General features: G+C 72.4%; 24 protein-coding genes. 14 read left to right on the forward strand and 10 right to left on the reverse strand.

Going from position 1 to position 22,656, the window contains the following annotated elements:
- Positions 1-98 precede the first annotated feature (98 nt).
- On the forward strand, positions 99-1,448 hold the full coding sequence (locus tag CTJ15_RS11755; protein ID WP_058389547.1) for a FliI/YscN family ATPase: 1,350 nt from the start codon (positions 99-101) through the stop codon (positions 1,446-1,448).
- Positions 1,445-1,858 (forward strand): hypothetical protein, encoded by a 414-nt coding sequence (locus CTJ15_RS11760; protein WP_058389548.1) that lies wholly within the window; start codon positions 1,445-1,447, stop codon positions 1,856-1,858. The genes CTJ15_RS11755 and CTJ15_RS11760 overlap by 4 nt, the downstream gene beginning before the upstream one ends.
- A gap of 32 nt (positions 1,859-1,890) precedes the next feature.
- Here CTJ15_RS11760 and CTJ15_RS11765 read toward each other — a convergent pair whose 3' ends face one another.
- On the reverse strand, positions 1,891-2,481 hold the full coding sequence (locus tag CTJ15_RS11765) for a histidine phosphotransferase family protein (protein WP_058389549.1): 591 nt from the start codon (positions 2,479-2,481) through the stop codon (positions 1,891-1,893).
- Between the two features lie 137 nt (positions 2,482-2,618).
- Between CTJ15_RS11765 and CTJ15_RS11770 the strand changes: the two genes are divergently transcribed.
- From CTJ15_RS11770 to CTJ15_RS11785, 4 genes are all read left to right on the forward strand, one after another.
- Positions 2,619-2,804 carry a DUF3553 domain-containing protein gene (locus tag CTJ15_RS11770; protein WP_019461189.1) on the forward strand — a complete coding sequence of 62 codons (186 nt, stop codon included), beginning with the start codon at positions 2,619-2,621 and terminating at the stop codon, positions 2,802-2,804.
- 196 nt (positions 2,805-3,000) lie between these two features.
- Positions 3,001-3,993 (forward strand): GTP 3',8-cyclase MoaA, encoded by a 993-nt coding sequence (moaA, locus tag CTJ15_RS11775; RefSeq protein WP_058389550.1) that lies wholly within the window; start codon positions 3,001-3,003, stop codon positions 3,991-3,993.
- A 2-nt stretch (positions 3,994-3,995) separates the two neighbouring features.
- Entirely contained in the window at positions 3,996-4,373 is a 378-nt protein-coding gene (locus CTJ15_RS11780; RefSeq protein WP_051004836.1) for a hypothetical protein, read from the forward strand.
- A gap of 45 nt (positions 4,374-4,418) precedes the next feature.
- A complete protein-coding gene (locus CTJ15_RS11785; RefSeq protein ID WP_058389551.1) occupies positions 4,419-5,828 on the forward strand; it encodes a replication-associated recombination protein A in 1,410 nt (469 codons plus the stop codon).
- Positions 5,829-5,856: 28 nt separating this feature from the next.
- Here CTJ15_RS11785 and CTJ15_RS11790 read toward each other — a convergent pair whose 3' ends face one another.
- Positions 5,857-6,483 (reverse strand): flavin reductase family protein, encoded by a 627-nt coding sequence (locus CTJ15_RS11790; RefSeq protein WP_058389552.1) that lies wholly within the window; start codon positions 6,481-6,483, stop codon positions 5,857-5,859.
- A 205-nt stretch (positions 6,484-6,688) separates the two neighbouring features.
- Between CTJ15_RS11790 and CTJ15_RS11795 the strand changes: the two genes are divergently transcribed.
- The 4 genes from CTJ15_RS11795 (at position 6,689) to CTJ15_RS11810 (ending at position 11,566) form a co-directional block, all read left to right on the forward strand.
- Entirely contained in the window at positions 6,689-7,660 is a 972-nt protein-coding gene (locus tag CTJ15_RS11795) for an RluA family pseudouridine synthase (RefSeq protein WP_058389553.1), read from the forward strand.
- A complete protein-coding gene (locus CTJ15_RS11800; protein ID WP_099781581.1) occupies positions 7,660-10,341 on the forward strand; it encodes an AsmA family protein in 2,682 nt (893 codons plus the stop codon). Before CTJ15_RS11795 ends, CTJ15_RS11800 begins: the two co-directional genes overlap by 1 nt.
- Positions 10,342-10,571: 230 nt before the next feature.
- A complete protein-coding gene (locus CTJ15_RS11805; protein ID WP_058389949.1) occupies positions 10,572-11,291 on the forward strand; it encodes an ATP12 family chaperone protein in 720 nt (239 codons plus the stop codon).
- Positions 11,291-11,566 (forward strand): acylphosphatase, encoded by a 276-nt coding sequence (locus CTJ15_RS11810; protein WP_019461181.1) that lies wholly within the window; start codon positions 11,291-11,293, stop codon positions 11,564-11,566. Before CTJ15_RS11805 ends, CTJ15_RS11810 begins: the two co-directional genes overlap by 1 nt.
- A 7-nt stretch (positions 11,567-11,573) precedes the next feature.
- Here the strand turns inward: CTJ15_RS11810 and CTJ15_RS11815 are convergent, their stop codons facing one another.
- Both CTJ15_RS11815 and CTJ15_RS11820 read right to left on the reverse strand, forming a co-directional pair.
- Entirely contained in the window at positions 11,574-12,044 is a 471-nt protein-coding gene (locus CTJ15_RS11815) for an OsmC family protein (RefSeq protein WP_026033199.1), read from the reverse strand.
- Between the two features lie 67 nt (positions 12,045-12,111).
- On the reverse strand, positions 12,112-12,474 hold the full coding sequence (locus CTJ15_RS11820) for a nuclear transport factor 2 family protein (protein ID WP_026033198.1): 363 nt from the start codon (positions 12,472-12,474) through the stop codon (positions 12,112-12,114).
- Positions 12,475-12,872: 398 nt separating this feature from the next.
- Here CTJ15_RS11820 and CTJ15_RS11825 point away from each other — a divergent pair, with 398 nt between their 5' ends.
- Both CTJ15_RS11825 and CTJ15_RS11830 read left to right on the forward strand, forming a co-directional pair.
- The gene (locus tag CTJ15_RS11825; protein ID WP_058389767.1) at positions 12,873-14,285 is read left to right on the forward strand and encodes a DEAD/DEAH box helicase; all 1,413 of its coding nucleotides are present in this window, start codon (positions 12,873-12,875) and stop codon (positions 14,283-14,285) included.
- A 168-nt stretch (positions 14,286-14,453) separates the two neighbouring features.
- Positions 14,454-15,563 (forward strand): alpha-hydroxy acid oxidase, encoded by a 1,110-nt coding sequence (locus tag CTJ15_RS11830; RefSeq protein ID WP_058389768.1) that lies wholly within the window; start codon positions 14,454-14,456, stop codon positions 15,561-15,563.
- A gap of 7 nt (positions 15,564-15,570) precedes the next feature.
- Here CTJ15_RS11830 and pip read toward each other — a convergent pair whose 3' ends face one another.
- Entirely contained in the window at positions 15,571-16,542 is a 972-nt protein-coding gene (pip, locus tag CTJ15_RS11835) for a prolyl aminopeptidase (protein ID WP_058389769.1), read from the reverse strand.
- Positions 16,543-16,599: 57 nt separating this feature from the next.
- Entirely contained in the window at positions 16,600-17,718 is a 1,119-nt protein-coding gene (locus tag CTJ15_RS11840) for a Gfo/Idh/MocA family protein (protein ID WP_019461175.1), read from the reverse strand.
- A 135-nt stretch (positions 17,719-17,853) separates the two neighbouring features.
- On the opposite strand from CTJ15_RS11840, the gene CTJ15_RS11845 reads away from it, so the two are divergent.
- A complete protein-coding gene (locus tag CTJ15_RS11845) occupies positions 17,854-18,669 on the forward strand; it encodes an NADPH-dependent oxidoreductase (RefSeq protein ID WP_193009669.1) in 816 nt (271 codons plus the stop codon).
- Positions 18,670-18,701: 32 nt separating this feature from the next.
- On the opposite strand, the gene CTJ15_RS11850 is transcribed toward CTJ15_RS11845, so the two are convergent.
- Genes CTJ15_RS11850 through CTJ15_RS11860 form a run of 3 tightly spaced genes read right to left on the reverse strand, consistent with a single transcriptional unit; the run spans position 18,702 to position 21,312 of the window.
- Positions 18,702-19,670 (reverse strand): ABC transporter ATP-binding protein, encoded by a 969-nt coding sequence (locus CTJ15_RS11850; protein ID WP_226946117.1) that lies wholly within the window; start codon positions 19,668-19,670, stop codon positions 18,702-18,704.
- Entirely contained in the window at positions 19,667-20,701 is a 1,035-nt protein-coding gene (locus CTJ15_RS11855) for an ABC transporter ATP-binding protein (RefSeq protein WP_058389771.1), read from the reverse strand. The genes CTJ15_RS11850 and CTJ15_RS11855 overlap by 4 nt, the downstream gene beginning before the upstream one ends.
- Positions 20,698-21,312 (reverse strand): hypothetical protein, encoded by a 615-nt coding sequence (locus CTJ15_RS11860; protein ID WP_126281876.1) that lies wholly within the window; start codon positions 21,310-21,312, stop codon positions 20,698-20,700. The genes CTJ15_RS11855 and CTJ15_RS11860 overlap by 4 nt, the downstream gene beginning before the upstream one ends.
- Positions 21,313-21,423: 111 nt before the next feature.
- Between CTJ15_RS11860 and CTJ15_RS11865 the strand changes: the two genes are divergently transcribed.
- Positions 21,424-21,927, forward strand: coding sequence for a hypothetical protein (locus tag CTJ15_RS11865; RefSeq protein WP_075822194.1), 504 nt, complete (start codon positions 21,424-21,426; stop codon positions 21,925-21,927).
- Positions 21,928-21,960: 33 nt separating this feature from the next.
- Here the strand turns inward: CTJ15_RS11865 and lipB are convergent, their stop codons facing one another.
- A complete protein-coding gene (gene lipB / locus CTJ15_RS11870) occupies positions 21,961-22,569 on the reverse strand; it encodes a lipoyl(octanoyl) transferase LipB (protein WP_255414132.1) in 609 nt (202 codons plus the stop codon).
- Between the last annotated feature and the right edge of the window lie 87 nt (positions 22,570-22,656).

Below are 22,656 nucleotides of genomic sequence, written 5' to 3' on the forward strand. Positions count from 1 at the left end.
ACACCTTATGCGTGTATTTGGCCTCATAATTCGGAAACTGAAAAGGGTCATTTTAGAGATTGAGCGAATGAAGACATGAGACGGAAATCTTAAAAGACATGGACCCTCACCTTCCCCTAGTCTCCCGCCTCCAGGCCCTATCAATAATTATTAGTCAAAAACACATAGTTAACAGGTACGGCATGGTAGAATCGGTACTCGGCCAGGCTGTGACACTATCCGGCTTCCATCCCCCTCTCGTCCTGGGCTCCCAACTACGAATGTCCTCAGATCATGGAAATAGTCTCAGATTAGAGGCGATTGGTATAAATTGTGGATGCGTCCAGGCGGCACTGGACTGCAGGCCGGATGGCGTGGCTGTCGGAGACACGGTGTGGCTCGATGGGGAGGCCGGAATCGCCCCGTCGGCCGGCTGGCTAGGGCGAGTTGTCGATGCCTATGGGCGCCCCATGGACGGCGGAACGACTCCGCCGCCGGGGCCTCGGCGCAGCCGACTCCATGCCGCACCACCCCCGGCCGGGCTGCGCGCACGCCTGGGGGACAGGATCGACCTGGGCGTGCGGGCGCTCGATCTTTTCGCCACCTGCCGGCGCGGGCAGCGCCTGGGCCTCTTCGCGGCCTCGGGCGTCGGCAAATCGACGCTGATGTCGATGCTGGCCCGTGGCGCTGACTGTGACGTGGCGGTGATCTGCCTGGTGGGGGAGCGGGGGCGCGAACTTCGGGAGTTCCTGGAGGACGATCTCGGGCCGCAAGGGCGGGCGCGCAGCGTGGTGGTCTGCGCCACCTCCGACGCCTCGCCGCTGGAACGCCGTGACGTGGCCCTGGCGGCAATGAGCGTCGCCGAGCACTTCCGCGACGAGGGGCAGCGCGTGCTGCTGCTGATGGACAGCGTCACCCGCTTCGCCATGGCGCTGCGGGAGATCGGGCTGGCGGCCGGGGAGCCGCCCACCACGAAGGGCTATCCTCCCTCCGTCTTCGCGGAACTGCCGCGCCTGCTCGAACGCGCCGGCATGGCGGCGGAAGGCACGGGCGGCGGCAGCATTACAGGGCTCTTCACCGTGCTGGTGGAGGGCGACGACCATGACGAGCCGGTGGCCGATGCCGTGCGCGGCATCCTCGATGGCCATGTCGTGCTGGACCGCGCCATCGGAGAGGCGGGGCGCTATCCGGCGGTGGACGTGCTGCGCTCGCTGTCGCGCACCTCGCCGGGCTGCCTGCGGCCCGAGGAACGCCCCCTGCTGGCGCGGGCGAGGAAGATCCTGTCGCTGCACCGGGACATGGCGGATCTGGTGCGGCTGGGAGCCTATCGCGCCGGCAGCGACCCGGCGGTGGACGAGGCCATCCGCCTGGCACCCAGGATCGAGGCCGTGCTCGCCCAGGGGCGGGAGGAACGCGGGACGGTGGAGGACGCCTTCCACCGCCTGGCGGATGCCATGGAGGGCGCATGAGCCGGCCGGGCGCGCGCGATCCCCTGGCCGTGCTGCGGCGGCTGCGGGCGACCGAGGTAGAGCAGGCGAAGCGCGCCTTCGGCGACCGTCTGTCGCGGCTCGCGGCGGCGGAGCAATCCGTCCAGGCGGCGGAGGAGGCGCTGCGGCGCGAGGCGGCGCTGGCCGCTGAGCCGCGCGACCATGCGGCCTGGCTTCCCCTCGGTTTGCGGCAGCGGGGCGAGGCCGCGCAAGCCGTGCGGCGGGCGGAGGCCGCGGCGGAGCAGGCGCGCGTGGCCCTGGCCGCGGCCAGGGCCACGGAACGGGCGGTGGAACGGCTGCAGGAACGGCGGGAGGCCGAGGCCGGGCAGTGCGCCGCGAAATCGGAACGGCAGGCGCTCGACGCAGCGGGGCTGCGCGGCAGGAGGGGCTGAGGCGGCCCTACCGGCGATCCCCGCTCCCGTGCTCAGAGCGGCAGCAGGCTCAGCCCATCGATCCCGTCGGTCCCGGACGGCACCATGTCCAGCCGGCAATCCGCCGTTTCCGCCAGCGAGACCAGCAGCGGCGCGAGCACCTCGCGCGGGCCGCTGACCGTCTCTCCCGCCAGGGCCAGGGCCAAGCCGGGCGGCCAATGGGCGTTCCGCCCTTCCGGCACCACCAGCAGGGCGCCGGCACCGCCGGAAAGATGCACCACGCCGCCGCGCGGCAGGGCCTCGCCGCCCAGCATGGCGGCCGCCAGGGCCGCGCGGGCCATGGTGGCGGGGAGCTCGCCATCCTCCATGCCGGACAGGTCGGCGGAAACGCGGCTGCCGCCGAAGCCGCCGGCCAGCAGCGCAGCGAGGCCCTCGCGGTCCAGCGGGCCGGTGCCGGCGCCGGCCAGGGCGCGCCAGAGCTGCAGCCGGCCTTCCAGCACCTCGGCGCTTTCGCGAGCCACCAGCGCGGCCTCGTCCACCGGCCCGATCAGGTCGAGTGCACCGGACACGCTGCCCAGGGGCCCGCCCAGGTCGTGGCAAAGGCGGGCGCAGAGATCCTGGGTCAGGGATAGGTCGAATCGCATTCCGGTATCGGTTCCGTGGGAAAGCATGCTCTCTGGCGGATCAGGGGTTGCCGCAAGATGAACGCATGCCCTTCCTTGCGCCTCCGTGATGGGCCCCGTCATGGACACCCGGTGCTGGCCGGTGCCATTCTGCCGGCATGTCCGCCGGAAACAGCGACCTGATCGAGCCTGGAATGCGCGTGCGCCATCCGTCGCGCCCGGACTGGGGCATCGGACAGGTGCAGTCCGTGACCGGGGAGCGCGTGACGGTCAATTTCGAACATGCCGGCAAGCTGCTGATCAACACGGTGCACGTGACGCTGGAGATCGTGCCGGACCGCTGAGGCCGGCGCCGGGCTGTGCCGTGCCGTGCCGACAGGGCCTTGCGGCGGCGCCCGTGTCCCGCCACATCGGAAGGCCACCGCCGTCGTTTCGCCGGGCCCATCCACAGACGCCAAGGCCATCGTGACCGACCTGCCCCTCCCCTTTTCCGCCGGCACCGCCTTCACCGGCCCTTTCCCTGCCACGACACCCGCTCCGATGGAGGACCCCTTCGGGCGCCGCATCAGCTACCTACGCGTGTCGGTCACGGATCGTTGCGACCTGCGTTGCGTCTATTGCATGGCGGAGGACATGACCTTCCTGCCGAAGGCGGAGGTTCTCGGCCTGGAGGAGCTGGACCGGCTCTGCGGCGCCTTCATCGACCTGGGCGTGGAGCGCATCCGGCTGACCGGTGGGGAGCCGCTGGTCCGGCGCAACGTGATCTCCCTGTTCCGCTCGCTGGGCGCGCGACTGGATGGCGGAGGGTTGCGGGAGCTGACGGTCACCACCAACGGCACGCAGCTCACGAAGCTGGCGGGCGACCTCTACGGCGCCGGGGTGCGGCGGGTGAACGTCTCGCTCGACACGCTGGACCCGGGCACCTTCCGCGCGGTCACGCGCTGGGGAAAGCTGGACCAGACGCTGGAAGGCATCTTCGCCGCCAAGGCCGCCGGCCTGGCCGTGAAGATCAATGCCGTGGCGCTGAAGGACGTGAACGAGGCCGAGTTCGACCGCATGATCGAATGGTGCGGTGAACACGGCTTCGACCTCACCCTGATCGAGACCATGCCGCTGGGCGAGATCAGCGGCGACCGCACGGACCAGTACCTGCCGCTCTCGCTGGTGCGGTCGCGGCTGCGTCTAAACTGGACGCTGGAGGAAAGCGACCACCGCACCGGCGGCCCGGCGCGCTATTACCGCGTGGCGGAGACCGGCGGCCGCCTCGGCTTCATCACGCCGATGACCCACAATTTCTGCGAGAGCTGCAACCGGGTCCGCCTCACCTGCACGGGCACGCTCTACATGTGCCTGGGACAGGAGGATGCCGCGGACCTACGCCGCCCGCTGCGCGACCCGGCGCTTGGGGAAGCCGGTCTGCAGGCGGCGATCCGCGACGCCATCGCCCGCAAGCCGAAGGGACATGACTTCGTGATTGACCGGAGGCAGGCTCGTCCTGCACTGCATCGTCACATGTCCGTCACCGGGGGCTGAGCGTGCCGTCCGAACTGATCAATTCCCTTGCGATCCCGGGGCTGCCTGAATGGTCGGGCCTCGTGGTGGCGCTGCTGCTGCTGCTGGCGGCGATCGCCTTCCTGCTGATGCCCTTCAGCGTCTTCGGCGTGAAGGGCCGGCTGGAATCCCTGGAGGCGCAGCTCGACGAGATCCAGGACGACATCCGCGCCCTGGCCATGCGCCTGCCGGAACTCCCCTCCTCGCGCCGCCTGACGCCCGAGGAAGGCTGGGAAAGCCCGCCCTCGATGCGGGCCACCGCGCAGCGCGACATCCGGCCCGTCCGTACCACGCCGCCCGTGCCGCCGCCGCCGGAGGTGCCGGGCAGCCGCGGCTACCGCCAGGAGCCGCGGCTGCGCTGAGAGGGGCGGTCCCCAGCGGACCGGCGATGCGCTAGGTTGCGTCGCATGCCGCCCAAGCGTGCCCCCGAGGCCCCCCATGCCGCGCCGGACCTGTTCGGCCAGCCACACGAGACCAGCGGCGAAGCCCCCGCATCCGGACCGGGCGCCACACGCTCCGGCGGCGCCCCGGTTGCGACCCCTTTGGCCGACCGCCTGCGCCCGCGCCGCCTCGCGGAGGTGGTCGGGCAGGACCACCTGCTCGGCCCGCAGGGCAGCCTGCGCCGGATGCTCGACCGCGGCGCCCTGGCCTCGCTGATCCTTTGGGGGCCACCCGGGGTGGGCAAGACCACCATCGCGCGCCTGCTGGCGGAGGAAGCGGGGCTCCGCTTCGCGCCGCTCTCGGCGGTCTTCTCCGGCGTCGCCGACCTCAAGCGCGCCTTCGACGAGGCGCGCGCCCGGCGCCAGAACGGCCAGGGCACGCTGCTCTTCGTGGACGAGATCCACCGCTTCAACCGGGCGCAGCAGGACGGCTTCCTGCCGGTGGTGGAGAACGGCACGGTGGTGCTGGTCGGCGCCACCACCGAGAACCCCTCCTTCGCGCTGAACGGCGCCCTGCTCTCGCGCTGCCAGGTGCTGGTGCTGCGGCGGCTGGACGACGCGGCGCTGGACCTGCTGCTGGACCGCGCGGCGGCGGAGGCCGGGCGCCCCCTGCCGCTGGACGAGGCGGCGCGGTCCGCGCTGCGCGCCATGGCCGATGGCGACGGGCGCTACCTGCTGAACATGGCGGAACAGCTTCTCGCCCTGCCCGAAGGCACGGCGCCGCTGGATGCGCGGGGGCTATCGGAACTGCTGGCCCGGCGCGCCGCGCTCTACGACAAGGACCGGGAGGAGCATTTCAACCTCATCTCGGCCCTGCACAAGTCGCTGCGGGGGTCCGACCCGGATGCCGCGCTCTACTGGTTCGCCCGCATGGTCCGGGGCGGGGAGGACCCGCGCTACATCGCCCGCCGCCTGCTGCGCTTCGCCTCGGAGGATATCGGCGCCGCCGATCCCGCCTCGCTGCACCTCGCTTTGGCGGCCTGGCAGGCCTATGAGCGGCTCGGCTCGCCGGAGGGGGAGCTGGCCCTGGCGCAGCTCGTGCTGCATCTGGGCGCGGCACCCAAGTCCAACGCCGCCTATGTCGCCTGGAAGGAAGCCCAGTCCACCGCGGCAGAGACGGGCAGCCTGATGCCGCCCGCGCATATCCTGAACGCGCCGACCAGGCTGATGAAGCAGCTCGGCTACGGTCAGGGCTATGCCTACGACCACGACCAGGAGGATGCCTTCTCCGGCCAGGACTACTTCCCCGAAGGGATGGCGCGGCGCCGCTTCTACCGCCCCACCGACCGGGGCGCCGAGGCCCGGGTGGCGGCGCGGCTGGAGCAGTGGGAGGAGTTGCGGGCGCAGCGCCGGAACGAAGGGCAGGCCGAGGGTTGACCGCCGGGAGGCACCCGGCGGCCGCCCTTCAACCGGGCCGGCGCATGTCGAAGCGGTTCTCCGGCCTGATCGCGGCATAGGCGCTCGGCCCGCCGGCGCGCAGGATCACCCCGGCGCCGAAGGTGTCGAAGATGCCCTCCTTCAGCAGGCTGCGGCGGATATGCACCGCCACCACCTCCCCCAGCACCAGCCAGGCCTGGGCGGGGTTGCCGTGATAGCCCTTGAGCTGGACGATCTCCGAGACCTTGCATTCGAACTGCACCGGGCTCGCCGCCACGCGCGGCGGCGCGACGAGGCGCGAGGGCGCCTTCTCCAGCCCGGCCAGGGTGAATTCGTCGGTGCCGTAGGGCACCGGGGCGCAGCTCGCATTCATCGCCTCGGCCAGCTCGCGCGTCGCCAGGTTCCAGACGAACTCCCCCGTTTCCCGCGCATTGCGAAGGCTGTCCTTCGCCCCGGTGGAGGAGAAGCCGATGATCGGCGGCGTGTAGTTGAAGGCGTTGAAGAAGCTGTAGGGCGCGAGGTTGACGCTGCCATCCTGGCCCTGGGTGGAGACCCAGCCGATCGGACGTGGCCCGACGATGGCGTTGAAGGGGTCGTGCGGCAGGCCGTGGCCCTTGGCCGGCTCGTAGAAGTGGGTGTCGTCCTGCTGGTTCATGCTGGGCCCTGCTGCTCCGGTGGCGTGGTTGGGCCGAACCTGCCCCGGTTCGGCCCGCATGTCGCCTCCCCCTCTCAACGCGCCCGCATGGCCCGGGCGCCCGGCTGCCGGGGATGGGCGCCGGCCTCCTGCCCGCGCCCGTCGCCACGGAACCACGTCGCGGCGGGCTGTGCCCGGCCCCCGGCGATGCTAAACCCGCCCCGTCATGACCGTTTCCACCCGCTCCGTCGCGGCAGACGAGGCCGATCTGCGCCTCGACCGCTGGTTCCGCCGGCACTATCCCGCCCTGACCCAGGGTGCGCTGCAGAAGATGCTGCGCACCGGGCAGATCCGTGTCGACGGCAAGCGGGCCGAGACCGGCACGCGCCTCGCCCCCGGACAGGAGATCCGCATCCCGCCCATGCCCAGCGCCCCGGCGCCGAAGCCGGTCCGCGAGGTCTCGGAACGCGACGCGGCGATGCTGGAGCGCATGGTGATCTACCGCGACGACAGCGTGATCGCGCTCGACAAGCCGCACGGGCTGGCGGTCCAGGGCGGGCCGGGCATCACCCGCAACCTCGATGCCATGCTGGACGCGCTGCGCTTCGGCGCGGAGGAGCGGCCGCGCCTCGTCCACCGGCTGGACCGCGACACCTCCGGCGTGCTGCTGCTGGCCCGCACCGCCGCCGCCGCCGCGAAGCTGGCCGCCGCCTTCCGGGGGCGCGACGCGGAGAAGACCTACTGGGCCGTGGTCGCCGGCGTGCCCACGCCGCGTGAGGGGCGAATCAACATGCCGCTCGCCAAGCTGGCCGGCGCCCGTGGCGAGCGCACCGCCCCGGCCGAGGATGGCGAGGGCACCCGCGCCGTCACCGACTACCGCACCGTGGACGCGGCGCGCGGCCATGCCGCCTGGCTGGAGATGAACCCGCTCACTGGCCGCACGCACCAGCTCCGCGTCCATGCCGCCTCGGCGCTGAAATGCCCGATCGTGGGCGACGGCAAGTATGGCGGCTCGGCGGCGCATCTGGAGGACCTGTCTGGCCAGTTGCACCTGCATGCCCGGGCCATCGCCGTGCCGCACCCCGAGGGCGGGCGGCTGGAGGTGGCGGCGCCGCTGCCGCCGCACATGAACGAGACCTTCGTCTTTCTCGGCTTCGACCGCCCGAAGACCCCTCGCTCCCGCTGGATACGCGGCTAATGGCCACGCCCGAGGCGCCGATGGATGGCGGGCGCCCGCCGGGACCACCCCTGAAACCGCCCGCGGGGCTTCCGCCAGGCCGCGAGCCCACCCCGCCACGCCGCCGCCGGGGCTGGTGGATCGCGGGCGGGGTGGTGCTGGCCCTGCCGCTGCTGGGCTATGCCACCCTGTCTGTGCTGCTGGATGGCGAGTACCTGCGCCGGCGTGTGGAAAGCGCGGTGACCGCCGCCACGGGCCGCCCGTTCACCCTGTCCGGCCCCGTGGGGCTGAAGCTGGCCCTGGTGCCGACCGTGGTGCTGGAAGGCCCGCGCTTCGCCAATGCCCCGGGCGGCTCGCGGCCCGAGATGTTCACCGCCCGCCGCGTGGAGGCGGAGGTGGCGCTGCTGCCGCTGCTGTCGCAGCGGCTGGAGATCCGGCACCTGACGGTGGTGGCGCCGGAACTGCTGCTGGAGACGGATGCCGCGGGGCAGCCCAACTGGCGCTTCCATCCGGCCGCTGCCCCAGCGCAGGCGCCCGATTCCCGGCCCGCCCCGGCACCGGGTGCCGCTTCCACCGGGGGCCGCCCCGTCCAGGGCTATGCGGTGGAGCTGCGCCAGGTGGAGCTGCGCGACGGCAGGGCGGTTTGGCACGACATGCGTTCCGGCCAGACGGAGCAGCTGGCGCTGCCTGCGCTGGCCCTGCACACCGAGGGCGACGGCACGCTCCGCATGATGGGCGATGTCGGCTTCCGGGGTCTCGCCCTGTCGCTGGACGCGCGCGGCGGCAGCCTGTCCGGCCTGCTTTCCGCCCAATCGGGAACCCAGCCGGGGCGGCCCTCCGCCCAGGACTGGCCCATCGACGCCTCCCTGTCCGGCGAGGGGATACAGGCGCAGCTTTCGGGCACCTTCTCCGGAAACGTCTGGTCCGGCCGGCTCAGGGTCTCCGCCGACAACACCGCACGGCTGGCGATGCTGGTGCCGGGACTGGCGCTGCCGCCGGCCGAGGACCTTGCCCTCGATATGGACCTCGCGCCTGGGGGGCCGACGTCGATCCGCCTCGCCGCGGGCAAGGTGGACCTGCCCCGCCGCGACAGCGGGCCGGACATCTCGCTGGGCCCCATCACGGTCACCGCACCGGATCTCGGCGCCCGGGTTTCCGCCACCGGCGAGGCCCAGATCGGCGACCTGCCGCTGAGCTGGAGGGCCGACCTGCCGCCGCCGCGGGCGGTGCGGTCGGGCCGGGGCGGCCCCTGGCCGCTGCAGCTCTCGGTGACCGGCGAGGATCTCGCCCTGTCCCTTGGCGGTACGCTGGCGGGACCGGGCCCCGAAGGCGCGGCGATGGACCTTTCCCTGAAGATCCAGGACCTCCGCACCCTCGGGCAGCGGGCGCACCTGCCCCTGCCCGGCTTGCGGGGCCTGGAGGCCAGCACGCATCTGGTGGGCGAGGCGGATGGCTGGGTCGGGCTGCGGAACCTTTCCCTGCGTTCGGAACAGGCCGAGGCGACGGGCGATCTGCGGCTGCGGCCCGGCAGCGTGCCGGCGGTGGACGGGCGGATCGACGTCGCACGGCTCGATCTCGACGCCATCCCGCCGCCCCTGCCGCCCGCCCCGGCGAAGGCGGATGCGGGCCAGGGGGCAGGCCAAGGGGCGGGCCAGGATGCCGGCGGCGCCACGCCCACCGCCCCGGCCGCCCCCGCACCACCCGCCCTGCCCACCGGAAGCCGCAAGGTCATTCCCGACCTGCCGGTGCCGCTGGACCGCCTCGCCGCGCTTGAGGCCGATCTCCGCCTCCGGGTCGGGCTGCTGCGCGCCGGCCGGCTGGACTGGCGCAACGGCGAGGCGGTGCTGGCCCTGCATGGCGGGCGGCTGCTGGCCGATCCGCTGGCCATCGACGGCGCGGGGGGCCGGATCGCTCTGCGCGTGGCGGCGGAGGGCACGGCCAGCCCGCCCAGCCTGGATGTTTCCGCCCATGCCCCCTCGGTCGACCTCGCGGCGCTGCTTCCCGCCCTGGGCCTGCCCGGTGGCGTCAGCGGCATGCTCGATGCGGAAACCGCGCTGTCTGCCAGGGGAAGGACGCTGCGCGAGATGGCCGCCGGGCTGAACGGCTCGCTCGGCCTCGCCCTGGCCGATGGGCGGGTGGATATCAGCCTGCTGGACGCGGTGGCGGGCGACCTGCGACGCCTGCTGCTCCCCAATGCCCCGCGCAACGGCAGCGAGGCGGTGCGCTGCCTCGCCCTGCGCCTCCAGGCGCGGGACGGCGTGGCCAGCGCCCAGGCGATGCTGCTGGAAACCGACATCGCCAGCGTGCTGGGCTCCGGCTCGGTCGATCTGGGGCAGGAGCGGCTGGACCTGCGGCTGCTGCCCCGCGCCCGCCTCGGCGGCATCGGTCTGGCCATCCCAGTGGTGGTGGACGGCGCCCTGGCGCAGCCGCGCCTGCGTGCCGATCCGCAGGGCGCGGCCAGCGCCGGCGCCGCGATCCTGAAGGAGCTCTCGAACCGCCGAAACGATCCCGGCGGCACGTTGGGCCAGACCTTGAACCAGGCTCTGGGCCAGATCCTCGGCGAAGGCGACAGCGAGGCCGATTGCGCCGCGCAGCTCCGGATCGCCCGGGGCGGGCGCGAGGGGCCGGTGCCGGCCCCGGCCGCGCCGGAGAACCGGCAGGGCGGCGTCGGCGACCTGCTGCGGGGCCTGCTGCGGCGCTGACACGCCGGAGCGGGCAGCGCTCCGGCCGCATTTGCCATGGCGACGATCTGGTCTAGATCAGGGGAAGCCTGCTGTTCCCGTCGGGAAACCCTCCAGCCGAAGGTTCGGCGAGGGCCGGGAACGAATTGTCGCGGAGCGTTCCGCCGGGAGAGCGCTTCCGCCAACCGCAGAGGGGAGAGAAGTGCTCCGCCCCCGCCCGGATGGGGTGGAGCCGCTCCGGAGGACCCGCGATGAAGCGATTCTGGGACCGGGCCGACTATGCCGAGGTGCCTGGCGGCTTCGCCATCACGCTCGACGGAAAGCCGCTGCGCCTGCCCGGCGTCGATGGCCGCGCCGCTGGCTTCACCCTGCCCAGCCGCCCGCTGGCCGAGGCCGTGGCCGGGGAGTGGCAGCAGGCGGGCGGCGGGAAGGGCGGCGAGATGAGCCTGGACGAGGTGCCGCTCACCCGCCTCGCCGGCACCGGGCTGGACCGGATCGCACCGGACCCCGGCCCAACGGTGGAAGCCATTGCCCGCTACGCCGAGACCGACCTGCTCTGCTACCGCGCCGAGGATCGCCGCCTCGCCGCACTGGAGGCGGCGGACTGGGACCCCATCCTCGACTGGTGCGCGGCCTGCCATGGCGCCCGCCTGCACCCGACCAGCGGCATCGCCTACCGCCGGCAGGACCCGGAGGCGCTGGAGCGTCTGCATGGCGTGGTGGCGCAGCATTCGCCGCTGGAGCTTTCCGCCCTGGGCCTCGCCGTGCCGGCGCTGGGCAGCCTCGTGCTCGGCCTGGCGCTCTCGGCCGGGGCGCTGGACCCGGTCGCCGCGCACCGGCTCTCCATCCTGGACGAGACCTACCAGGAAGCCCTCTGGGGCGAAGATGCCGAGGCCCTGGCCCGACGCGAGAGGCTGGCGGCCGACGTGGCACTGTCCGCCCGGCTGCTCTTCCTAGCAAGGACGCACTGATGGCAGCCCGGCTGATCCGCATCCGGGGCCGCGTGCATGGGGTGGGGTTCCGCGACTGGCTGCTGCGCGAGGCGCGCGCGCACGGTCTCGCCGGCTGGGTCCGCAACCGGCAGGACGGGTCCGTGGAGGCGCTCCTGTCCGGCGACGAGGCCGCCGTGCGCGACGTACTGTCCGCCTGCCGCCTGGGCCCGCCTCTGGCGCGGGTGGACGAGTTGGTGGAATCCTTCTCCGAGGCGCCGGACGAACCGGGATTCCGCCGCCTGCCGACGGCCTGAGGCGAGGCTACGCTTCCCGAATCGCCGGCTCGCAGGCCACCGGAAAATTGACCGAGCTGGCGATGAAGCAGCGCGTATGCGCCGCATGGTGCAGGGTGCAGGCGAGTTCCGCGTCGCAGCCGGCGCGGATCGTGACCTGCGGGCGAAGGGTCGCGGCGACGAAGCGGCCGCCCGTGCCCTCCTCCACCATCTCCGCCTCGGCCTCGTCGCGATAGGCCGTCACCACCACCCCGGCCTCGGCGCAGAGATGCAGGTACTGGAGCTTGTGGCAGGCGGAGAGCGAGGCGAGCAGCAGTTCCTCCGGATTCCAGCGGGCGGAGTCGCCGCGGAAGGCCGGGTCGGAAGAGCCCTCGACCGGCGGCTTGCCGGGGGCTTCGATGCGGTGGTCGCGGCCATAGGCGCGGTAATGCGCCGTGCCCTCGCCGCGGTCGCCCGTCCAGACCACCGTGACCCTGTAGCGATGGCTCCGCGCCGTCATGTCCGCCTCGCGCCCTTCCCGCGCCACAGGTAGCGCCGCGCGGCGATTCGCGTCGATCCGGCGCGGATCAGCCGCCCACGGTGAGCGGCGGGGTCTGCTGGTGCTGCACCACGCGCCACTCCTCATGCCCCAGGCGGCGGTAGGTGGAGGTGCAGTGCGCCACGTAGGGCTGCGAGCCCTCGCGCTCCGCCTCGGCCTTGTAGGCCACCACGATCAGCCCTTCTTGCGGGCGCATCACCTGCCGCTCGCTCAGCGTCACCCTGGTCCAGCGCGGCGTGTCCGACACCGCCGCGATAGCCTGCTGCCCGCTCATCACATAGGGCGGTTCGGGCAGGACCATCAGGCACTCGTCGTCGATCGAGTCGCGGTAATGCTTGGCATCGGCGGTCCAGAGGCTCGTCTCGAAATCCCAGACCCGGTTGTCGTCCATCGCGTTCATCCCTTTCCGACACCGCCACAACGCGCGGATGGGGGATTCGGCCGGAATCCGGAACGGCCGCTCGCGGCATCGGCATCGCACGGGCGGGCGGGCGGGCGGGCGCCAGGGATCTGGGGCGGAGCCGGAGCAGCCCCCGCCCCGCGCCGGGCGCAGCGCCGACCCGTGCGTCCACGGCCGCGCTTGCATCCTGCACTGCAACAGTCCATATCCCGCCCACCGGCGATCCGCGCCGGTCATGCTCCCTGACGCGAGCGGGCCGCTTCCATCATGGCCCTGCGGCGGAGCAACCTTCTCCCGGGCCGCCATCCGCGTCGTTCGCGGCCCACTGGAAGACGCTCTTGCCCCAGGGAAGCCATGGGCCGGGCGCTTCACGGACCGATCGAACACTGATGACCGATTTCCTGACCCTCGGCCTCGCGTCGCCCATCCTGCGCGCGCTGGACGAAGAGGGCTACACCACCCCGACCCCGATCCAGGCCCAGGCCATCCCGGCCGCCATGGAAGGGCGGGACGTGCTGGGCATCGCCCAGACCGGCACTGGCAAGACCGCGGCCTTCGCGCTGCCGCTGCTGCACCGCCTGATCATGGACAAGCGCCGTGCCCCGCCGACCGGCTGCCGCGCGCTGATCCTGTCGCCGACGCGGGAACTGGCGGCGCAGATCCATGACAGCATCAAGGCCTATGGCCGCCACCTGGGCCTGCGCAGCGCGCTGATCTTCGGCGGCGTGCCGGAGAACCCGCAGCGCCGCGCGCTGTCGGGCGGCGTGGACATCATCGTCGCCACGCCGGGCCGCCTGCTGGACCATATCGGCACGCGCAACTGCCGCCTGGACTCGCTGGAGGCCTTCATCCTCGACGAGGCCGACCAGATGCTGGACCGGGGCTTCTGGCCCGCGATCCGCCGCATCTCGGGGATGCTGCCGAAGCAGCGCCACACGATGTTCTTCTCGGCCACCATGCCGGAGGCCATCGCCTCGCTCGCCAAGGACCTGCTGCGCGAGCCGGTGAAGGTCGAGGTCACGCCCGTCGCCACCACCGCGGAGCGGGTGAACCAGCGCGCCATCCATGTGAGCCGCGACGGCAAGCGCACGGTGCTGGCCGACATCCTCCGCAAGCCGGAAGTGGGCCGCACCCTGGTCTTCTCCCGCACCAAGCACGGCGCTGACCGCATCGTGAAGCAGTTGGAGCAGGACGGGCTCGCCGCCAACGCGATCCATGGCAACAAGAGCCAGGGCCAGCGTGAGCGCGCGCTCGACGCCTTCAAGCGCGGCACGGCGCCGATCCTGGTCGCGACCGACATCGCCGCGCGCGGCATCGACGTGTCCGGCGTGACGCATGTGATCCAGTACGACCTGCCGGAAGTGCCGGAGACCTATGTCCACCGCATCGGCCGCACCGCGCGCGCCGGCGCCTCGGGCGAGGCCATCGCCCTGGTGTCGCTGGACGACGTGCCGCTGCTGCGCGCGGTCGAGAAGCTGACGCGCCAGGCGGTTCCGGCCGAGGGCGACATCCCGACCGGCCCGGTGCCGCGCGCGCCCGGGCGCCAGCAGAACCGTGGCCGTGGCGGCCAGGGCCGCCCCGGCGGCGCGCCCCGACCGGCGGGTGGGCACGGCGCCGGCGGCCACGGCCGCGGCGATGCCCGCCGCCCGCAGTTCGCGGGTGACCGCAAGCCGTCGGGCGGCCGCCCGCAGGGCGAGGGCCGCGACCGTCGCGCCGATCACGCGCGCCACGAGGGCGAGGCCAAGAACCGTTCCTGGCGGGACAGCGACTTCCGCGACACGGACCGTTCCGGCACGCGCTGAGCGGGGACGGGTCCGGGTATCCGGCCCCACGCCCGGCTAACATGACCGAGCCCGGCCTCCCTTGCGAGGCCGGGCTTTTTCGTGTTCGCGCGACCCCGGCAAGGCTGTCGCCATCCGGCCGGGCGGCTAGGATGGCCGCGCCACGGCCAATCCGCGAAAGGGTCCGCGTTGAGCTTCGCCGTCCCTCCCATTCCACCCGGCATCGTCTGCGCCGCCGACTACGAGGCCGAGGCGCGGCAGCACATGGACGCGGCCGCCTGGGCCTATCTCTCGGGCGGCAGCGCGGACGAGCTGACGCTCCGCTGGAACCGCGAAGCCTTCGACCGGCTCCGGCTGCGCGGACGCGTGCTGGCCGGGATGGACGGCGCCAACACGCGGCTGGATCTCCTCGGCGCTGCGCTGGAGCATCCGGTGCTGGTGGCCCCGATGGCCTTTCACCGGCTGGCGCATCCGGGCGGCGAGGCCGCGACCGCGCTGGGCGCGGCGGCGGTCGGGGCGGGCCTGGTGGTCAGCACGCAGTCCAGCGTGCCGGTCGAGGAGGTCGCCGCGCAACACGCGGCAGGCGGCGGGCGCGCGCCGCTCTGGTTCCAGCTCTATCCGCAGCACGACCGCGGCTTCACCCGCGCCCTGATCCAGCGGGCTGAGGCCGCCGGCTGCACCGCGCTGGTGCTGACCGTGGATGCGCCGGTCAGCATCCGCAACCGCGAGGCCCGGGCCGGCTTCGCCCTGCCGCCAGGGATCGAGGCGGTGCATCTGCGCGGCCTGCCGCCCGCCCCGCCGAACCGGGCCGGCATGGCGGAGAGCGCGGTCTTCCGGGGGATGCTCGACGCCGCGCCGACCTGGCGGGACCTGGAATGGCTGCGTGCCGGCACGCGCCTGCCGATCCTGCTGAAGGGCGTGACCGATCCGGAGGACGCGCTGCGCGCCGCCGGGGAAGGCATGGCCGGGATCGTCCTGAGCAACCATGGCGGCCGGGCGCTGGACACCCTGCCGGCCACCATCGACCTGCTGCCCCCGATGGCGGAGCGGCTGGGCGGGCAACTGCCCATCCTGCTCGATGGCGGCATCCGGCGCGGCACGGATATCGTGAAGGCGCTGGCCCTGGGCGCTAAGGCGGTGCTGGTGGGGCGGCCGGTGCTGCACGCCCTGGCGGTCGGCGGGCCTGTGGGCGTGGCGCACCTGCTGAAGATCCTGCGCACGGAGCTGGAGGCTGCGATGGCGCTGACCGGCTGCCGCAACCTCACCGCGATCGGGCCGGAGGTGATCTGGCGGGGGTGATTCCGGCTCAGCCCGCCGGGGCGCGGTCCGCCACGCGCCGGATCGCCGCCACCGCCGCCTCGGCCATGCCGGTGTCGCGGCCGTCATGCCCGGCCTCCTCCAGCACCACCAGTTCGCTGCCGGGCCAGGCGCGATGCAGTTCCCAGGCCGTGGCGAGCGGGCTGCCGAGATCGAGCCGCCCATGGATCAGCACGCCTGGGATGCCGGCCAGCCGGTCCATCCGGCGCAGCAGGATGCCTTCCTCCAGCCAGGCGGCGTGGCGCCAGTAGAGCGTGACCAGCCGCGCGAAGCCGAGACGGAAGGCAGGGTCCTGGTAGCGGGGGTGCGGCCTGTGCCCCGGCTGGACGACGACGATGGCCATCTCCCAGTCGCACCAGTCCCGCGCCGCCTTGTCCTGGATCGCCGGGTCGGGATGCATCAGGAGCCGGTGATAGGCGTCCGCCAGACAGCCGCCGCGCTCCGCCTCCGGCACGCCGGCCGCGAAACGCGCCCATTCCCATGGAAAGAAGGCACCGACACCCCGGGTGATCCAGCCGATCTCCCGCCGCGTGGTGGTGGCGACGGCGGAAAGCACGATCCCCGTCACGCGCTTCGGATGTTGCTGAGCATAGGCGAGCGCCAGGGTGGAACCCCAGGAACTGCCGCGCAACAGCCAGCCTCCGATCCCCAGATGCTCCCGCAGGCGCTCGATGTCGGCCAGGAGATGCGCGGTGGTGTTGTTGGCGAGGCCGATCCCCTCGCCGCCAGCATGGGGCGTGCTGCGGCCGCAGTTCCGCTGGTCGAACAGGACGATCCTGTGCCGTGCCGGATCGAAGGCGCGGCGGGCGCTGGGCGGGCAACCGGAACCCGGCCCGCCATGCAGCACCAGCGCCGGCATCCCTGCCGGATTGCCGCAACACTCCCAGTAGAGACGGTGCCCCTCCCCCACGTCGAGATGGCCGGAGGCGTAAGGTTCGATGGGAGGGAACAGGCCGGACATGCCCCTCCCATCACGCGTCCGGCCCGCCGGGGCAAGCCCGGCCCGGACCGGAGGCTTTCAGCCCTCCCCCGGCTCCTTGGCGTCGATCAGTTCCGGCGCCTCGGCCAGCGGGAATTCGCGGCCCTGGCCGGGATCGATCGGGCGGCTGCGCTGGGCCGGAGGCAGGGTCTGCGGCTGGCCAGTTTCCAGCGCCCGCTCGATCGCCTCCAGCACGCGCACGTCGAGCAGCCCCTCCTCGCCGCCGGGCTCCGGATCGCGGCCGTTCAGGATGCAGTCGGAGAAGTAATCCGTCTCCCCGGCAAACTGGTCCACCACCGGGAACTCGCGCGTGGCGGTCTCTCCTTCCACGGTGGCGACGTGTTTCGGCGAGACGCCGGGACCGAAGCCATAGGCGTTCTCGACATAGAGGTCGCCCTTCGTGCCGGTGACGCGGTAGGTTCCGGTGCTGGCGCCGGTGTAGCTGACGGTGAACTGCGCCAGCCGCTCACCCGGAAAACGCAGCGTCACCGACACCGTGTCGTCAAGGTCCATGCCCGAGCCCGGCGTGCGGATGCCCATGGCCGAGACCTCGACGGGTTCCGCGCCGAAGAGGTTGCGCACGGCGTTCAGCGGATAGGGTCCCATATCCGTCACCGGCCCGGCCCAATAGCCATGTTTCGCGCGGTGGTTGGAAGGGCTGACGGTCTGGCTGAAGTTCGAGACAAAGGAGCGGATCTCGCCGAACTCGCCGGAACGGACACGGCGGATCGCCTCCAGCGTCCCGGGCTCGAAATGCAGACGGTAGGCAATCAGCAGCTTCGCGCCCGAGGCCTTCGCGGCGGTGTTGATCGCCTCGCATTGCGAGGTGCTCACCGCCATCGGCTTTTCCAGCAGAACGTGGATGCCGGCCTCCAGCGCGGGCACGGCGAATTTCTCGTGCTGGTCGTTGGGCAGGGCGAGGTAGATCGCGTCGATCTCATCCGAGGCCAGCAGCCTGTCGTAGTCGTCGTAGTGGTAGCTCTTCAGCCCGTACAGCGCCGCCAGCTTCTCCGCCTTCACGGGATCGCCCGTCACCAGCGCCGTCATCTCGGAATTTCCTGTCTGGCCGACACCGGGCATGAAGGCGGCCTGGGAGATCCAGCCGCCACCCACCACGGCGTAGCGTACCTTGCGGCCCTTCACCTGGCGTGCGGGCATGGCGGTCTCCTTTGCGTCCTGTGCGCTGCGTCAACGCGTGGCCGGGACGGGTGTTGCCTGCCGCGGCCATGTTGCCCCGCGGCAGAAGCCGCCCGAACCTGCCGGACGACACGATCCCATCTGGACCGGATGCCCATGACCGAATCCGCCGCCGCCCTGCGTGCCCGCTATGGCGAGGCCGCCCCCGCCACCACCATCCCCTGGAATCCGGCGCTGGAGCTGCTGCTTTCCCACCGCTCGGTGCGGGCCTACCGGCCCGACCCGCTGCCGGAGGGCACGCTGGAGGCGCTGGTCGCGGCGGCGCAGTCGGCGGCCACCTCCTCGAACATGCAGGCCTGGTCGGTGGTCGCCGTCACCGATCCGGACAGCAAGCGGCGGCTCGCGGCGGTGGCGGGCGGCCAGCGGCATGTCGAGCAATGCCCGCTCTTCCTCGTCTTCCTGGCGGACCTGTCGCGCCATGCCCGGCTGGCGGAACGGACAGGGCGCCCCCTGGAAGGCCTGCCCTTCCTGGAAACCTTCCTCGTCGCCGCGCTGGATGCCGGGCTGGCGGCGCAGAACGCCGTGGTCGCGGCGGAATCCCTGGGCCTCGGCACGGTCTATATCGGCGCCCTGCGCAACGATCTGGAGGCGGTGGCGGCGGAACTCGGCCTGCCGCCCGGCGCCACGGCGGTTTTCGGCCTTTGCGTCGGTTATCCCGCGCCGGATGGCGGGGCGGTGAAGCCGCGCCTGCCGCAGTCGGCGGTCCTGCATCACGAGCGCTACGACCCGGAGGCAGACATGCGCGCCCTGCCCGGCTACGACGCGGCGCTGGAGGATTTCAGCAGGGGGCAGGAGCGCAGCCCCTATACCTGGACGCAGCGGGCCATGGCGCGCTGGGGCACGCTGCGCGCCATGGCGGGGCGGGACCGGCTGCGGGAGGCGCTGGGCAGGCTGGGCTTCCCGCTGCGCTGAACTCCCCGGTCCCTGGCGGAACGGGGCCGCGCTCAGGCCAGCACGTAATGCCCCTGCGAGACTTCGCGCAGCGCTGCGTCCGGCGCGGCGGGCTTCGGCTCGTAGAAGAGGCGCTGCCGGGCACGCTCCCGGTCCGGATCGGCGATCGGCGCGGCGGAAAGCAGCGCCTTGGTATAGGGGTGCTGCGGATCGCCGAAGACCTGCGCCGTGCTGCCGAGCTCCACGATGCGGCCGCGCAGCATCACCGCGACGCGGTGGCAGAGGTGGCGCACCATGCCCAGGTCATGCGCGATGAAGAGATAGGCCATGCCCATCTCCTCCTGCAGGTCCATGAACAGGTTCACGATCTGCGCCTGGATCGAGACATCGAGCGCGGTGATCGGCTCGTCCGCCACGATCAGCCTGGGGCGCAGGGCGATGGCGCGGGCGATGCCGATGCGCTGCCGCTGGCCGCCGGAGAACTGGTGCGGGAATCGGTCCATGAAGCGCGGATCGAGGCCAACGAGACGGAACAGCTCCGCCACCTTCTCGCGCTGCGCCGCGCGGCCACGGACCGCACCGTGGTTGGTCAGCGGCTCGCCCACGCTGTCGCCCACGCGCATGCGCGGGTTCAGCGAGGCATAGGGGTCCTGGAACACCACCTGAAGGCGCTGGCGCACGCGGCGCAGGCTTTGCTTGCGCAGGCGGCTGATCTCCTCGCCCTCGAAGAAGACGCGCCCGGCCGTCGGTTCCTCCAGCCGCAGCACCAGCCGGCCGGTGGTGCTCTTGCCGGAGCCGGATTCGCCGACCAGGCCCAGCGTCTCGCCCGGCTGGAGGTCGAAGGAGATCCCGTCCACGGCGCGCACCGTATGCGTCACCTTGCCGAAGAGGCCCTTGCTCACATAGTGCCGCGTCAGCCCCTCGACGCGCAGCAGCGGCTCGCGCACGGTCCCGCCGGTCATGGCCCCGCCGGTCATGGCCCCGTCGGTCATGGCCCCGTCGGTCATGGTCCCGGCGCTCATGCCGCCACCCCCGCCGCACGCGCGGCGCGCAGGTCGTACCAGGCGGCGACAAGATGCCCGGGCTCGCCTTCCCGTGCCTGCACCAGCGGCGGCACCTCGGCGAGGCAGCGCTCGGTGGCCAGCGGGTTGCGCGGGGCGAAAGGATCGCCCGCCGGCGGGTGGTACATGTCGGGTGGCGATCCCGGGATCTGGTAGAGGCGCTTGCGCTTCCTGTCCGCCTGGACGGCGGGCAGGATCTCCTCCTCGTCCGGGAGGGAGCGCAGCAGGCCCCAGGTATAGGCGCTGCGCGTGTCGTGGAAGACGGCGCGGGCCGGGCCGCGTTCCATGATGCGGCCGCCATACATGACCTGCACATTGTCGGCGAGGCCGGCGACCACGCCCATGTCATGGGTGATCCAGATCATCGCCATGCCCAGCTTGCGCTTGAGGTCGCGCATCAGGTCCAGCACCTGCGCCTGCACCGTCACGTCCAGCGCGGTGGTGGCCTCGTCGGCGATCAGCAGCTTGGGCTCGCAGGCGATGCCGATGGCGATCATCGCGCGCTGCCGCATGCCGCCGGAGAACTGGTGTGGATACTGCTCCACGCGCTTGTGCGGGTCGGGAATGCCGACCAGGTCCAGCAGCTCCACCGCGCGCCGCAGCGCCGCGCCGCGCGACAGCTTCATGTGCCGGCGCAGGGATTCGCAGATCTGGTAGCCGACGGTGAGAACCGGGTTCAGCGAGGTCATCGGGTCCTGGAAGATCATGCCGATCTTGCCACCCCGCAGCTCCTGGAGTTCCGCCTCGCTCATGGCGAGCAGGTCGCGCCCCTCGAAGAGCGCGCTGCCGGCGGCGATGCGCCCCGGCGGCTTGGGGATCAGCCCCAGCATGGAAAGGACGTGCACGCTCTTGCCCGAGCCGCTCTCGCCCACGATGCCCAGCGTCTCGCCGGGTTGCAGCGCGTAGGTCACGCCGGTCACGGCATGAACCGTGCCCTCCCAGGTATCGAAGCGGACCGTCAGGTCCCGGACATCGAGCAGCGGCGCCGTCATCGGGCAGTCTCCGGCCAGGGCATGGCGGACCTCATCAGGGGTTCGGGATGGGGGGCGGCAGGGGCGGCGGAGACGGAGGCCACGAGGCGCAGGCGAACCCTTCCCCCTGGCTCCGGCACGGGGGCGGGTGCCTGCGAGGCCGGGAGGGGCAGGTGGTGATCCTGCTCCAGCAGCGCATGGGCCAGGGCACGGGCCGCGGCAGTGACAGGGCCGGTCGCCGTCCCCCGCACCAGCCAGGAGAGATGCGCGGCCAGGGCCGCCCGGGGCGCGTCCGGCCTCTCCTCCGCCGGGGCCTCGGCCCCACCTTGGGCCAACCCGCTTTGGGCCAACCCGCTTTGGGCCAGGGCGAGGGTGGCCAGCAGCCGACGCTCATCGCTGGTCACCCGGAGGCAGCCGGGCGCCTCCATCAGGATCGGGCGGCGGGCGCCGAGGCCCAGCAGGAAGAGGAAACGGTACAGGGCGCGCGCCGTCCCCTCCCCCTCCCCTTCGAAGGCGCCGACGATGCCTTGGTGGATCTCGGCATCCTCGCCCCTTTGGACGACGGTCCGTAGGCACCAGAGCAGCAGGTGCTCGCTGGAGGTCAGGCGCAGCAGGTCGCAGGGTAAGGTCATGGCCCGGGCAGGATAGCCACGCGCCCTGATAATGCAAACGAATTGCAATTGCATTTGCGAAGCGGGTAAGCTCATCCCTGGGGCGACGCCGCCCGGAACCGGAGATGTCCCATGCACGATGCCCGCCAGAGGACCTGCCAGAGGCGACGGGTCTGGTCCCTGTCCCCGGTCGAGAACCTGATGCTCTGGTCGATGCGAGCCTGGGTGCTGGACCGCTTCCACGGGATCGCCCTGGCGGAAGAGATCGAGGAGGCGATGGACGCCGTCGGCGCCCCCGGGGCGATGCGGCCGCTCGACGCCATGATGGGCGCGCTCAACGGCGGTGCGGTGCGCCTGATCGAGGTGAACTGCGTCTGCTGCGAGGAGGTGAGCCCGGACGAGCTGGCCCTGCTGGAATGCCTCGCCCTGGCGCAACGGGACCGGCCGGCCGAGGCGGCCCGGCGGCTGGCCGGGCTGGCCATGCCCCATACGCTGGAGGAATGCGTCCGGGCCATCCAGCCCCTGGCCCGGCAGCTGCTCCGGGCCGGGCACGGCCTGCCGCTGCGGGCCGGGGGCGGAGGCGGCGTGGTGGTGCCGTTCGAGGCTCGGCCGGCGGCCTCCCCCACCCTGCACTGAGCGGCCCTCCCGGCGGGAAGACCGGACAAGGCTTCAGCCGAAGACCTCGGCCCAGGCGCCGCGCAGGGCCGAATCGGCCTCCTCCATGGTCGCGGGAATGCCCAGCGCGTGCAGGCTGGTGACGCCGTGCTCGCTGATGCCGCAGGGGACGATGCCGCCGAAATGCGACAGGTCCGGCTCGACGTTCAGCGCGATCCCGTGCCAGCTCACCCAGCGCGTCACCCGCACGCCGATGGCGGCGATCTTGCTCTCCCGCTTCGTCACCGGATCGGCGACCCAGATGCCGACCCGCCCCTCGCGCCGCTCGCTCTTCACGTTGAAGCGGTCCAGGGCGCGGATGATCCAGTCCTCCAACCCATGGACATAGGCCCGCACGTCCCGCGCCACGACGCGGCCATGCGGCCTGGTCAGATCGAGCATGACATAGGCAGTGCGCTGGCCGGGGCCGTGATAGGTCCATTGCCCGCCCCGCCCGGCCTTGAAGACAGGGAATCGCGCATCCACCAGCCCTTCCGCGGTGGCGGAGGTCCCGGCGGTATAGGTGGGCGGGTGTTCCACCAGCCAGACGGCCTCCCCGGCCGTGCCGGCGCGAATGGCGGCGGCGCGCGCCTCCATGGCCGCCAGGGCCTCAGGATAGGGCATGCGCCCTTCCACCACCGTCCAGAGGGGGCCCTTCCCGGCCTCCAATCCAGGCGCGGATCCGTTTTCCGGGAGGGTGGAGAGGCTTTC

The organism is Roseomonas sp. FDAARGOS_362, from assembly GCF_002754815.1.
GTDB lineage: Bacteria > Pseudomonadota > Alphaproteobacteria > Acetobacterales > Acetobacteraceae > Roseomonas > Roseomonas mucosa.

What these genes read in the sequence shown, in the direction of transcription:
- CTJ15_RS11755 (WP_058389547.1), top strand. Translation starts at nt 99, where the DNA reads ATGGACCCTCACCTTCCCCTAGTCTCCCGCCTCCAGGCCCTATCAATA.
- CTJ15_RS11760 (WP_058389548.1), top strand. Translation starts at nt 1,445, where the DNA reads ATGAGCCGGCCGGGCGCGCGCGATCCCCTGGCCGTGCTGCGGCGGCTG.
- CTJ15_RS11765 (WP_058389549.1), bottom strand. Translation starts at nt 2,481, where the DNA reads ATGCGATTCGACCTATCCCTGACCCAGGATCTCTGCGCCCGCCTTTGC.
- CTJ15_RS11770 (WP_019461189.1), top strand. Translation starts at nt 2,619, where the DNA reads ATGTCCGCCGGAAACAGCGACCTGATCGAGCCTGGAATGCGCGTGCGC.
- moaA (WP_058389550.1), top strand. Translation starts at nt 3,001, where the DNA reads ATGGAGGACCCCTTCGGGCGCCGCATCAGCTACCTACGCGTGTCGGTC.
- CTJ15_RS11785 (WP_058389551.1), top strand. Translation starts at nt 4,419, where the DNA reads ATGCCGCCCAAGCGTGCCCCCGAGGCCCCCCATGCCGCGCCGGACCTG.
- CTJ15_RS11790 (WP_058389552.1), bottom strand. Translation starts at nt 6,483, where the DNA reads ATGAACCAGCAGGACGACACCCACTTCTACGAGCCGGCCAAGGGCCAC.
- CTJ15_RS11795 (WP_058389553.1), top strand. Translation starts at nt 6,689, where the DNA reads ATGACCGTTTCCACCCGCTCCGTCGCGGCAGACGAGGCCGATCTGCGC.
- CTJ15_RS11800 (WP_099781581.1), top strand. Translation starts at nt 7,660, where the DNA reads ATGGCCACGCCCGAGGCGCCGATGGATGGCGGGCGCCCGCCGGGACCA.
- CTJ15_RS11805 (WP_058389949.1), top strand. Translation starts at nt 10,572, where the DNA reads ATGAAGCGATTCTGGGACCGGGCCGACTATGCCGAGGTGCCTGGCGGC.
- CTJ15_RS11810 (WP_019461181.1), top strand. Translation starts at nt 11,291, where the DNA reads ATGGCAGCCCGGCTGATCCGCATCCGGGGCCGCGTGCATGGGGTGGGG.
- CTJ15_RS11815 (WP_026033199.1), bottom strand. Translation starts at nt 12,044, where the DNA reads ATGACGGCGCGGAGCCATCGCTACAGGGTCACGGTGGTCTGGACGGGC.
- CTJ15_RS11820 (WP_026033198.1), bottom strand. Translation starts at nt 12,474, where the DNA reads ATGGACGACAACCGGGTCTGGGATTTCGAGACGAGCCTCTGGACCGCC.
- CTJ15_RS11825 (WP_058389767.1), top strand. Translation starts at nt 12,873, where the DNA reads ATGACCGATTTCCTGACCCTCGGCCTCGCGTCGCCCATCCTGCGCGCG.
- pip (WP_058389769.1), bottom strand. Translation starts at nt 16,542, where the DNA reads ATGTCCGGCCTGTTCCCTCCCATCGAACCTTACGCCTCCGGCCATCTC.
- CTJ15_RS11840 (WP_019461175.1), bottom strand. Translation starts at nt 17,718, where the DNA reads ATGCCCGCACGCCAGGTGAAGGGCCGCAAGGTACGCTACGCCGTGGTG.
- CTJ15_RS11845 (WP_193009669.1), top strand. Translation starts at nt 17,854, where the DNA reads ATGACCGAATCCGCCGCCGCCCTGCGTGCCCGCTATGGCGAGGCCGCC.
- CTJ15_RS11850 (WP_226946117.1), bottom strand. Translation starts at nt 19,670, where the DNA reads ATGAGCGCCGGGACCATGACCGACGGGGCCATGACCGACGGGGCCATG.
- CTJ15_RS11855 (WP_058389771.1), bottom strand. Translation starts at nt 20,701, where the DNA reads ATGACGGCGCCGCTGCTCGATGTCCGGGACCTGACGGTCCGCTTCGAT.
- CTJ15_RS11860 (WP_126281876.1), bottom strand. Translation starts at nt 21,312, where the DNA reads ATGACCTTACCCTGCGACCTGCTGCGCCTGACCTCCAGCGAGCACCTG.
- CTJ15_RS11865 (WP_075822194.1), top strand. Translation starts at nt 21,424, where the DNA reads ATGCACGATGCCCGCCAGAGGACCTGCCAGAGGCGACGGGTCTGGTCC.
- lipB (WP_255414132.1), bottom strand. Translation starts at nt 22,569, where the DNA reads ATGCCCTATCCTGAGGCCCTGGCGGCCATGGAGGCGCGCGCCGCCGCC.